Below are 12,599 nucleotides of genomic sequence, written 5' to 3' on the forward strand. Positions count from 1 at the left end.
GTGTTTGACTACGATTGGCCGACACAACAACCTCGTCGAGCGCAATTTCGTCGGGCTTGAGCATCACATTCAGCTCATGGGTATTATTTTTTTGCGTTGTCACCTCGTGTTTGTAAACCCTATAACCCGCTGAGCGCACTTCCACAATCACCTTTCCCACAGGCAGGTTTCGCAGCATAAAATGGCCATCGGCATCGGTGGTGGTGATAACTGTACCCAAAACCAGCACGCTAGCGTGTTGTAAAGGCTGCTTTGTTTTACTATCCACAACGCGTCCCTTAATGTTGGCTTCGGTATTAACTTTCACTTCGTTCTCGTGCCTTGCGTAAGTGGGCAGCGAAAGAACGAACGTAGCGGCGAAAACAAACGCCGATTTACATAAAATCTGTTTTACGGTTCTTTTCTTTATCATTTTAAATTGTTTTAAATTCAGGCATGTTCTGTAAATCTTTGATATAGTCACAGCACGCCCCATAGGGCTTTTTATAGTCTTATCAATGATTCTAGAGCTCGCTTTTGATTTGTTAATGCAAAGATAGGATGTTGTAATAAATAGTACAATACCTAGAAGTAGGGAAAAAGCCTCAATCCCCTGTCCCTCTCCAAAGGGGAGAGAGGAGTGGTATGCTTGGTGTCTTTCGTAGTTGTTTGCTTCGGTGATTTAAGCATTTATGAACCTAGCAACCTCTAGTATAAGGCATTAGTAAACCTCGATAAAGAACACTTCGACATCGCGTTGTAGGCCTAATCCCAAAAACGACTTGGGAGTTGGCTTTCGCTTTGTCGGTATCTTTATCGAGGTTAACTGTATTAACTACAGGCTATAAGCCTTTTACTTATTCAATTTCCACGTTGCGCCGTCCTTAGTATCTTTCACTTCAAAGCCAGCGGCGGCCAGTTCGTCGCGTATGCGGTCGCTCGTTGCCCAGTCTTTATCGGCCTTAGCCTTGGCGCGTAGGTCGAGAACCATGTCAACAACCTGTCCGAAAGCCTCTTCGCGAGCATCGTTGTTGTTTCCGTTTTCGGCTTTAAGTCCGAGCAATTGGAAGGCAAAGAGGTGCATGGTGGCAGATAATTGTTCGAGGTGTTGGGCCGAAATCTGCGCCTTATGGTCGATAAGTGTGTTGATAAGTCGGCACGCTTCGAAGAGATGACTCAGCACCATGGGTGTTTGGAAGTCGTCGTTGATGGCCGCATAACATTTTCCTGGCAATTCGTTGACGATGGTTGCCGTGCTCTCGTCGCTGTTTTTGGCAGGCTGAATGCGTTGCAAATCGGCAATACCATTAAGCAGTCGTTCTAATCCTTTCTCGCTAGCTTGCAGGGCTTCGTTAGAGAAGTCAACCGTTCCGCGATAGTGAGCCGAGAGGATGAAGAAGCGAATAGTCATGGGCGAGTAAGCTTTTTCGAGCATTGGATGCGAGCCCATGAAGAACTGTTCGAGTGTAATGAAGTTGCCAAGGCTCTTTCCCATCTTCTGTCCGTTGATGGTTATCATATTATTGTGCATCCAATAGCGCACCATTTGTTCGCCTTCTGAGGCCACAGCTTGTGCGATTTCGCATTCGTGGTGTGGGAAAACAAGGTCCATTCCGCCACCATGAATATCGAATTTATTACCCAGATACTTGCGTCCCATGGCCGTACACTCGCAGTGCCAGCCAGGAAAGCCATCGCTCCAAGGGCTAGGCCATCGCATGATGTGTTCGGGTTGGGCGCGTTTCCAGAGGGCAAAGTCGGCCTGATTACGCTTTTCGCCCACACCGTCTAGCTGTCTAGAAGCGTCTAAAACGTCTTCGAGATTTCGGCCAGAGAGAATGCCATAGCGATGTTTTTGGTTGTATTTGGCAATATCGAAATAGATAGACCCATTGCTTTCGTATGCAAAACCATTGTCGATGATTTTCTTTACCAGCTCTTCTTGTTCGATGATATGGCCCGAAGCTTGTGGTTCGATGCTAGGCGGGAGCACGTTAAGCATTTGCATGGCAGCATGATAGGTGTTGGTATAATGCTGTGCAATCTCCATTGGTTCGAGCTGTTCTAAGCGTGCTTTCTTAGCAATCTTGTCGTCGCCTTCGTCGGCATCGTGTTCAAGATGGCCCACATCGGTGATGTTTCGCACGTAGCGCACCTTGTAACCCAGGTGTTGCAGATAGCGAAACACTACATCGAAGGTGATGGAAGGGCGTGCATGACCCAGGTGTGGGTCGCCATAAACCGTGGGTCCACATACATACATGCCCACGTTGGGCGCGTGTAGGGGTTCGAAACGCTCCTTTTGACGGGTTAGGGTGTTATAGATTAATAGGGGGGAATTTGGCAAATCTACCCCACAACTGGCCTCACCCCCGTCCCCTCTCCAAGGGGAGAGGGGCGTGGTATGCTGTGTTGATTCGGTTGTTTGTGACGAGTTGCTTTGAATTTGCGCTGAATTGTCAGCGGGTTTATTTTGTTCGTTCATATTCTTATTTGTTTTCTGTCTCACCCTTAACCCACAACCAGCCTCACCCCCAACCCCTCTCCAAGCGGAGAGGGGCGTGGTATGCTGTGTTGTTTGGGCGAGTGAAGGTAAGTGATTACTCGTTATTAACTATGATTTTATTAGGCCATTACCTCACAAGGTTTATCGTATAGATAGTACTACCGTGTGCCATCAAGTGCCACAATCATTAGAACTACCACAACGTTGCAAGGCTAATCACGCCCCTCTCCGCTTGGAGAGGGGTTGGGGGTGAGGCTGTTTTCAATCAGTCTTAGCAGATGTTCCACCGCGTCTTTCTCGTCGATATTCTTCTCAACGCATTCTTTTTTGCGATAGAGCGACACCTTTCCTGGGCCAGCACCCACATAACCAAAGTCAGCATCTGCCATTTCTCCAGGTCCGTTTACGATGCATCCCATGATGCCAATCTTCAAACCCTTCATGTGTTTAGTGGCTTCGCGAATGCGAGCGATGGTAGAACGCAGGTCGTAGAGTGTGCGTCCGCAGCCCGGACAGCTGATGTATTCGGTTTTAGTGGTGCGCAAACGTGCTGCTTGCAAAATGCCAAAGGCAGTGGCATCCACGTCTTCGTCAGAGATATCGCCATCGTTCATCAGCCAGATACCGTCGGTTAGTCCGTCAATCATCAGTGGTCCCATATCGGCAGCGGCCTTTAGTTGGAACAAATCCTTCTCTTCGTTGGTGTGTCGATACATTTGCGCAAACACCACAGGATTGTTTAAGCCCGCTTGCCATAGTTCGTGAACCAGCGCTCGCTGGTCGCCCACCTTGTTTTTATGCGTGCTCATGCACACCACAACCACCTCTGGATGGTGTTTAAGGCAAGCAATATACTCTTCGCTATCAGCTCCATATTGCAGCACAAGGAACTTCACATCGGCCTGAACCAACGAGATAAAGGGCACAGCATTGTGTGGGAAGATGGGGTAAACCTGCTCGTTGGCCTGCGGATTGGTGCTAGCGAGCTGCATATAAGCATCGTAGTCCATGATATAACGGCGCTGTGGCGAGAGTGTAGCAGGAAGATGTCGGCCGATATAGATGTAATCGGGCGTTTGGTCTACGTTAGTCACCACGTGAACCTTATTCTTATCCATGCGATTGCTTATCACCACGGGTGGGTTTTGGCCTCCGATATTGGCCACAGGCATGGTGGGTCTGCGTTCGGGTGCAACGAAATTAAAGCCATTAGCCACCTTCGCCGGTATGGGAAGATGTGGAGTGCGAGCCGAAACATAGTTTACCAATGCTCGTGCCACGGGTATTTCGGCCTCGGGTTCTTCGCTAAGCGACACGCGAATGGTGTCGCCAATGCCATCAGCCAATAGTGCACCGATGCCCACAGCGCTTTTAATGCGACCGTCTTCGCCCTCTCCTGCCTCAGTAACGCCAAGATGTAAGGGGTAATTCATGTCTTCGAGTCGCATCTGTTGCACCAGAAGACGCACCGATTGCACCATCACCACAGTGTTAGAAGCTTTGATTGAGATAACCACATTATTGAATTGCTCTCGTTTACAGATGCGAAGAAACTCCATACAACTTTCAACGATGCCAGCAGGAGTGTCGCCATAACGACTCATAATGCGGTCGGATAGCGAGCCATGGTTAACGCCAATGCGCACGGCTGTGTTGTTTTGGCGACATATATTAAGGAAAGGCACGAAGCGTGCATCAATCTTTTTAATCTCTTCGGCATACTCTTCGTCGGTATATTCCAACTGTTTGAACGTTCGACCTGGGTCTACATAGTTGCCGGGATTAATGCGAACCTTCTCAACATGCTGCGCAGCCACGTCAGCCACGTTGGCATTAAAATGCACATCGGCAACAAGTGGCGTGTGTAATCCCAGCTTAGAAAGCGCTTGTTTGATGTTTTTCAGGTTCTCGGCCTCGCGTTTTCCTTGCGTGGTAAGCCTCACCAGTTCGCCTCCAACTTGCACAATACGTTGCACTTGCGCCACAGAAGCCTCGGTGTCGTTGGTGTTGGTGGTTGTCATCGACTGCACACGCACGGGGTTGTTGCCGCCCATGGCCACGTTTCCTACGGTGGTTACCGATGCATTACGTCGTTGCAGATTAAAGATGTCGATGCCGATAGTGCCTTCATTGTCGGTATCAATAGGCTGAAGAAGTTCTTCGCTGTGGTTGTTATCGCGTTCGTTCATCATCTTTTTAAAGGTGAAAGGGTGGAAAAGTGAAAGAGTAAAAGAGTGGAAAAGTGAAAGAGTGAAAGGGTGAAAGAGTGAATGGGTGGAAAAGTGAAAAGGGTGAAAGCCTGAAAGCGTAGAAAGGTGAATATGAGAAGAGTGAAAAGAAACTTCGCCTACCCACTTATACACACCTTAACCCATCAATTCATCGCCTTAAACACTCGTTTACGATGTCAATTCATCAACTAATTCACTCCTTAACAGGTTCACACGTTAACTCATCTACTAGTCCACTTCTTATCATTCGTCCCTAGTTTGTTTTAAACTCGTACTTCACTAGGGCCAATTCTTCGTTAGCTTTGGTAATTTTCTGTCCTAAATTAGCTTTATAATCGTGCAATGCTTGCGCCACATTCTCGTCTGTCAATGCCAGCATTTGCACGGCAAGGATAGCTGCATTCATAGCGCCATTCACGCCAACCGTGGCAACGGGTATGCCTGGAGGCATCTGAACGATAGACAAAAGTGCATCTAAACCATCGAGCATGCCTTTGATTGGAACGCCGATAACAGGCAAAGTGGTGGATGCAGCCACAACACCAGGCAATGCAGCAGCCATTCCAGCCGCAGCAATAATAACCTTAATGCCACGCTCTTTAGCTCCTTTAGCGAAAGCCTCAACGGCATCGGGGGTGCGATGTGCACTGAGAGCGTTTACCTCGAAGGGCACTTTCAAATCGTTAAGCAGCTTACATGCCTTCTCCATAACGGGCAGATCGCTAGTGCTGCCCATGATAATGCTAACTAATGGGGTCATAAAAATAAAATGTTCGGCCTCTCCTTTCTCGGCTCTCTTTATATAAATAAGGAGTGCTGCATTTGTTGCAGCGTTGCCACAACATAGGGATTGGCTTGTTTATAATTCGTTATTTAAATTGTTATACTTCAAAAAAACGGTCTGTTTGTAGGTCTTCAGCGCTTGTTTAGCGCCTTATGATATGCTTTTAAATTACCAAGAAGGCGCTAACCATACCCACAAGAAATCCCGCCACCACCTGTAAGAGGCTGTGTTGGCGAAGAATCATTCTGCTTGTGCCCACCATGCCACCCACGATGAACACCAAACAGAGCCACCAAACGGGATTGAACATAAAGAGAAAAGCAAAGGCCATGAGCCCGCCTGCTACGCCACCAATGGCCGCCGAGTGGGTGGAAATCTTCCACCAAACATTGATTAGGGCGCACACCACTTGCACAACGATGGCCGCTACTAATATTCTACCCATGAAACGCGGTATCTGTAACACCGTCATGAGATAGTAACAACCAAAGTAACACAATATTGAGATGATGTAAGGCACCATACGACGCTCCTTATGTCCTAACTCTATCAAACTCCAACCTTGATAACGACGGTAGAGATGTATGAGCACCGTGGGTACAAATATTGTGGCTATATACACCAAGAGCAACACCTCTAGCTTGTAGTCCCAAGGTAATTGAGACATATAACTAAAGGTGAACAGCGCTATCAAGCCCACAATGGGCAGATAAAACGGCGTGAACAGTATGCTCATCATCCGTGCGCCAAATATGATGTTTTTCTCTTTCATAAGCAACTTTAAGTAACCGGCCTCACCCCCAACCCCTCTCCAAGGGGAGAGGGGAGTGAAATGCTTTGATATTATCAAGCCTTTTATATATCACTTCCTTGCCTTTAACTTGTAGCTAGCGACTTAACGCTTTGCTCTTTTTTACTGTTAGGCTTATACAACTGCCTTAAATAGGCCGAGCCAATGGTCTAAACACACTATTACTAACCATACCATCTTTTGCGCCACCCCACAAAGTAACAAGGCTAATCACTCCCCTCTCCGCTTGGAGAGGGGTTGGGGTGAGGCCATTTGTGCTGGTTGTGCATTGGGGTGGGTTTTGTTACCCCTTCCTCAACCTTGCCACTGGCAGCCCCAGTTGTTCTCTATACTTAGCCACAGTGCGCCGAGCGATGGGCAAACCCTTCTTTGCCAATTCTTCTTTTAGTAAGTCGTCGCTCAGTGGTTTCTTTTTATCTTCGTTGTCAATAAGTTCTTTAAGGGCGATTTTTATTTTGCGTGTAGACAGTTCTTCGCCATCGCCAGTGGTGTAAGCATCGGTAAAGAAGAAGCGCAGGGGAAACGTTCCCCACTTTGTTTGCGCATACTTGATGTTGCTAACGCGCGAGATGGTAGAGATGTCCAGCCCTGTGCGGTCGGCAATGTCTTTGAGAATCATCGGCTTCAGGTCTGCTTCATCGCCATCAACAAAGAACTTACGTTGAATATCAATGATAGCCTGCATGGTAACACTTAGCGTATGCTGTCGTTGTTTAATAGCTTCGATATAGCCTTGTGCCTTCTCCACTTTCTCCTTTGCATAGAGCAGCGCCTCTTTTTCGCCCTTTGTCATATTGGCTTTATTGCTTTTATAGTGGTCTACCATGTCTGCAAACGACGGCGATACCGTTAGTCTGGGTATATTTCCTCTGCTAAGATAGAACGACACCTTGCCATCATCATCCGTTTCAACGATAAAGTCGGGCGTAATTTGTTGTAGGTTACGTCCCTGCGTTTCGCCCATCGACGCCCCCGGTTTAGGGTTAAGCTTTCTAATCTCGGCCTGCAGGTCGGCCACCTGTTCATCTGTGAGTTGCAATTGCGTTTGAATAACGTTCCAATGTTTTTTAGTAAAGGCATCAAAACATTCGTTCATCACACGTTTCATCATCTCCTTAGCCCAGCTGTCGGGTTTTCGTTCAATCTGTATGAGCAAGCATTCTTTAAGCGAACGCGCGCCAATACCAGCAGGGTCGAATGTTTGTAGCACGTTCAGCATCTTTTCGATGTCTGCCGTTTCCACGTCAAGGTTATGGTATATAGCCAGTTCGTCGGCAATAGACTCGAGGTCTTTGCGCAGCAAACCGTCGCTGTCTAGCGAGCCAATAATATACAACAGCACCTCCTCTTCTTGCGGGTTGAGGTCTATTTCGCCCACCTGCTCTTTGAGTTTATCGTAAAACGACGTTGTGTCGCCATACACAATTTCCTCGTAGTCGGCATTGTTATAGTTATCTCTGCCGTAGGTTTCGGGCATTTCATCGTCTCGTCCGATGTTCTCCAGTGCAGCATCCAGGGCCTGTTCTCTTTCTTCTCTTTCGGTTTGTTGGTCGAAATCCTCCTCCCCTTGTTCGTCGTTGTTATTAGCAGCGTCGTAATTATCGGTGTCGTTAGGTTCGTTCGAGTTGGTTTCTAATGCGGGATTATCATCCAATTCAGCAGCCACACTCTGTTCCAGTTCGGTAAGAGGCATCTCCAGAAGTCGCACTTGCAACATCTGTTGTTGTGATAGTCGTTGTACCTGAACCTGTTTTTGTGTCTGTGTTTGTATAAGCTTTTGTGCCATAATACTTGTCGCTTCAATGGGATTTAGCCCCACCCGTTTCCCTATTTCTTTTGCTTGCCGAAGCACAGGGTGAGCAATGCGCCCGTTACCTAAATGCAAAGGTAGGAAATAAGATGCTAAAGAACAAAGGCTGCAGGCTATTTGTTTGATAGATTGTTGGTATTTTGATTGGCATATTTCGGTGTTTTTATTTTTTTTAGATTTTGTGCGAATGGTTTGTTGCTTTGTTTTGGTGCTTTTACTGTTTTGTGTGGCAGTGATTAGGGCCTATTTTTAGCTGTTTGTCTGTAGGTTTATGTATTCTATAATCCGCTTACTTGCACCGCGTTTCAATCTTTCTTCTGTGCCCATATCCACTATAACACAAACCCAACCCAGAGAAACGCGCCAACAATAATTACTCCATTTCTTTCCAATTCTTGCAAAATTGGAAAGAAATATATAACTTTGCGATAACGTTCAAACAGCAAAAAGGCTATGCCAAAGATAGAAATTCCGCCACAGATTACCGCCACTCGTCTTACACAAGCTTTGTTAGAAGAACAGAATGAGGAACTTGTTGCCCTGGTTAGCAAGATAAACGAGAACTACGAATATTGGGATACGGTGAAATATAAGTCGCTTCCTAAAAATTGTAGTGCCGAAAAACTATGGGCTTACGTTAAGGCTTCGCGACTGAAACAGCAAATATCTGTATGGCCCAAATATGGTATTACACTAAGTATTACCAACCAGATGCAACGCCATTGCCACGAGTTTGACATGAATTTTGGCACTGCAAGGATGGACGACAACGCCTTGCCACCCGATGCGAAGGAGCATTTTCTGGTAAGCTCGCTTATGGAAGAGGCCATCTCTTCTAGCCAAATGGAGGGAGCTAACACCACGCGCCGAGTGGCAAAAGATATGTTGCGCAAGCAAACCAAGCCCAACGACAAGTCGCAACAGATGATTGCAAACAACTATCAAACCATTCAATTCATTGTGCAAAACCAAGATAAGCCGCTCACACCCGAGTTGCTGCAACATGTGCACAAACTGATGACCGAAAAAACGCTAAACAACAACGAGGATGCGGGTAGGTTTAGAACCAACGATGAGGTGGTGGTAGCTGACGGAATAACAAACGAGGTGGTGCATCAACCACCATCCTACAAGGATATTAAACCTTTCGTGGCCGACCTATGCCGTTTTTTCAATCACGAAGAACAGACCAACTTCATCCATCCGCTGATAAAGGGCATTGTTATTCATTTCATGCTGGCCTTCGTTCACCCCTTTGTTGATGGCAATGGGCGAACAGCTAGAGCCTTATTCTATTGGTATCTGCTTAGGCGTGGTTATTGGCTAACCCAATATTTGTCGGTTTCGCGCATGATAGCTCGTTCGAAAAAATCATACGAGAAGTCGTTTCTCTATACCGAAACCGACGGTAACGACATGGGCTACTTCGTTAGTTACAACATGCGCGTGCTGCAACAATCGTTCAACGAACTGCAAACCTACATCCAACGCAAACAAAAAAAACGCCTCGCAGCCAACACTTACCTGCAATTGGGTGGCATAAACGAGCGGCAAGCACAGATAATTCAACTCTTTGCCGATAATCCCAAAGCCGTTGTTACCATCAAAGAGTTGCAAAACAAGTTTTTTGTTACCCCCACAACAGCCAAAGCAGACATCATGGCACTTATCAATCGCAAGCTTGTTACCGAATTTGCTTTTAACAAAGTGAAAAAGGGCTATATGCGAAGCGAATACTTTGAAGACGCAATTAAAGCTTTGTCTTAACCCCTTGGGCTTGTTCTACCACTGTGATATAAACACTTGCTCACAAAGCTGCAATGCATAGACCTATTGAAAATGGTTTACAGCAACCCCTACGCTAACCTTGAAAGCAAATCATTCGGCATAAACGCGCCAACAATAATTACTCCATTTCTTTCCAATTCTTGCAAAATTGGAAAGAAATAGAACGCTTTTTTCTATCATCAACAAAACCTTTCGCCATCTCGTTAACAAAACAAATGTAGACTACTTTTATGCCTCACGTTGCTCACCACTTAGCCTTTATACCACCATTTCTGCCTCAAATATGGCGTATTTTCATATTTTTGACGTAATTTTGCCTGTTCAAACATACCTATAATGAGCATTACATCCTTGTTGGGCGGAGTTTTCAAGAGTCGACAGACGCACATTGAGGCCTACACCCACAACAGCGAAGAGATACAAAGGCGTGTGATGACGCACCTTGTGCAGCAAGGACAACGCACGCAATATGGCAAAACGTGGGGAATGAACAACGTTCGCACCTACGAAGACTTTGCCAATCGCATGCCCGTAACCACTTACGAAGAGCTCAAAGAACCTATCGACCGCATGCGACACGGCGAAGCCGATGTGCTTTGGCCAGGTGTGGTGAAATGGTTTGCTAAGTCGTCGGGCACCACCAACGACAAAAGCAAGTTCATCCCTGTATCGACCGATGGCCTAAAAAATATTCATTATAAAGGTGGTAAGGATGCTGTGGCGCTTTATCTGCGCAATAATCCCAAGAGTAAACTGTTTGATGGTCGCAGTTTGATACTGGGCGGAAGCCATTCGCCCAACTATAACGTGGCCAATAGCATTGTTGGCGACCTTAGTGCCATACTCATCGAGAACATCAATCCCTTGGCCAACCTGGTGCGCGTGCCTAAAAAAAGCATCGCCCTGATGCCCGATTTCGAGGCCAAACGCGAGGCTATTGCTCGCCAAACACTGCATGCCAACATCACCAACATATCGGGCGTGCCCTCGTGGATGCTCTCTGTGCTGGTGCGGGTGCTCGAATTGTCAGGCAAAAACACGCTCGCCGAGGTGTGGCCTGGCCTTGAAGTGTTTTTCCATGGTGGCATAGCCTTTGGCCCTTACCGCGAACAATACCACCATTTGGTGGGTTCTTCACAGATGCATTACATGGAAACCTATAACGCTAGCGAAGGTTTCTTTGGCCTACAAGATGCACCCAACGACGAATCCATGCTGCTTATGCTGGATTACGATGTGTTCTACGAGTTTATCCCGATGGACGAGTTTGGCCGAGATAATGCCACTATCGTTCCGCTTTGGGGTGTTGTGCCTGGTCAAAACTATGCCATGGTGATTAGCACATCATGTGGTTTGTGGCGATACATCATCGGCGATACCGTGATGTTCACCTCAACCCAACCTTATAAGTTTAAGATTACGGGCCGAACAAAATATTTCATCAATGCCTTTGGCGAAGAATTGATTATGGACAACGCCGAACAGGGTTTGGCCTACGCCTGCAAAACCACAGGCGCCGAGGTGTTGGAGTACACCGCTGCACCTGTTTTTATGGATGCCGAGGCCAAATGTCGACACCAATGGCTCATCGAATTTTCGCGCCAACCCTCGTCGCTGGATGCCTTTGCTAAGGCGCTCGACCAGCGTTTGCAACAACTTAATAGCGACTACGAGGCTAAACGCCACAAGGACATCACTTTGCAACAACTCGAAGTGGTTGTGGCTAGACCTAACTTGTTTAACGATTGGCTCAAGAGTAAAGGAAAATTGGGCGGACAACACAAGGTGCCACGACTGGGCAACAGCCGAAAAAACATCGACGAATTGCTGCAAATGAATTAAGACAGGTTCTATAAATTACCTTTGCTGTATTTTTAGCTTTTAGCTGAGCAGGTTTTGCTTACTTCTTGAAGGAGCATAGTGAACTATGCGACTGAAAGAGAAAGCGAAAGATGCCAGATAAAAGCAAAAAGACAGTGAAGAGCAATACAAGGAACAACGATTGAACCTTTGCGGGGAATTTTTAGAACATGCCTTAAAGCAATGGCTAATCCCAATTGGTTGATCAACCGATTGGGATATTTTTTACCTCCTCCCTACCCTTTTACAGATTTGTTTTGGCGCCTTGCTTCTATTATTCTTGCTTGAATGCGGTTTTCGCTGTTACCGATTAACATCAAAATGTAAAATATTACGTACAAAATTTAACACTATGAGCAGCTTTTTTCGGGCCAACTCCCCACTCGCTCGCAAATATTCGATTCTCGCTAGAGTTTGATTAGATGAAAACACACTTGCATAACGAATGGTTATAAACCGTATTTTTATTTAATAAAACCCTACTTTTTGCTAAAAAATGGGCTATTTGCAGCAAAACAACTGGCTAAATGCACCAAAATGCTGTGCTAACTCCTAGTAAATGCCGTGCTAACTCCTACTAAACGCAGTGCTAACTCCTACTAAATGCAAGGTTAAATGCACCAAAACGCAGACCAAAATGCATCTTTTTGCAATTATCTGAGCACCTTAGAAGCCTAAAAGAGATGAAAAAATACGACGTATTTATGGAAAAAATAGCTTGAAAAAGGGGTTTTTTGCCCCAAAATGCTGTTTTTAGAGCGGTGAAAAATGGTGGATTGGCAAGCAAATAGAAAGGCAAAAAGGTGCATTTTGCCCCTTTTTGCCTTAAA

General features: G+C 46.3%; 8 protein-coding genes. 2 read left to right on the plus strand and 6 right to left on the minus strand.

What is annotated here, in order from left to right:
- From QME03_RS11255 to rpoN, 6 genes are all read right to left on the minus strand, one after another.
- Positions 1–412 (minus strand): carboxypeptidase-like regulatory domain-containing protein (locus QME03_RS11255; RefSeq protein ID WP_281724412.1); only part of this gene is annotated, 412 nt, incomplete at its 3' end.
- Positions 413–832: 420 nt separating this feature from the next.
- The gene (gene cysS, locus QME03_RS11260; protein WP_281724413.1) at positions 833–2,464 is read right to left on the minus strand and encodes a cysteine--tRNA ligase; all 1,632 of its coding nucleotides are present in this window, start codon (positions 2,462–2,464) and stop codon (positions 833–835) included.
- 233 nt (positions 2,465–2,697) lie between these two features.
- Complete coding sequence (locus tag QME03_RS11265; protein WP_281724414.1) at positions 2,698–4,677, minus strand: 4-hydroxy-3-methylbut-2-en-1-yl diphosphate synthase; 1,980 nt, start codon at positions 4,675–4,677, stop codon at positions 2,698–2,700.
- A 292-nt stretch (positions 4,678–4,969) separates the two neighbouring features.
- Complete coding sequence (purE, locus tag QME03_RS11270) at positions 4,970–5,476, minus strand: 5-(carboxyamino)imidazole ribonucleotide mutase (protein WP_025816136.1); 507 nt, start codon at positions 5,474–5,476, stop codon at positions 4,970–4,972.
- A gap of 187 nt (positions 5,477–5,663) precedes the next feature.
- Positions 5,664–6,272, minus strand: a complete 609-nt coding sequence (locus tag QME03_RS11275; protein ID WP_025816138.1) for a phosphatase PAP2 family protein — start codon at positions 6,270–6,272, stop codon at positions 5,664–5,666.
- Positions 6,273–6,594: 322 nt separating this feature from the next.
- Positions 6,595–8,097, minus strand: coding sequence for an RNA polymerase factor sigma-54 (gene rpoN / locus QME03_RS11280; protein ID WP_281724415.1), 1,503 nt, complete (start codon positions 8,095–8,097; stop codon positions 6,595–6,597).
- A gap of 477 nt (positions 8,098–8,574) precedes the next feature.
- Here rpoN and QME03_RS11285 point away from each other — a divergent pair, with 477 nt between their 5' ends.
- Together QME03_RS11285 and QME03_RS11290 are read left to right on the plus strand one after the other, a co-directional pair.
- A complete protein-coding gene (locus tag QME03_RS11285) occupies positions 8,575–9,888 on the plus strand; it encodes a Fic family protein (RefSeq protein WP_273112252.1) in 1,314 nt (437 codons plus the stop codon).
- A gap of 357 nt (positions 9,889–10,245) precedes the next feature.
- The gene (locus tag QME03_RS11290) at positions 10,246–11,751 is read left to right on the plus strand and encodes a GH3 auxin-responsive promoter family protein (RefSeq protein ID WP_281724416.1); all 1,506 of its coding nucleotides are present in this window, start codon (positions 10,246–10,248) and stop codon (positions 11,749–11,751) included.
- The last annotated feature ends 848 nt before the right edge of the window (positions 11,752–12,599 follow it).

The sequence above is a fragment of the Hoylesella shahii genome (assembly GCF_937990675.1).
Lineage (GTDB): Bacteria > Bacteroidota > Bacteroidia > Bacteroidales > Bacteroidaceae > Prevotella > Prevotella shahii.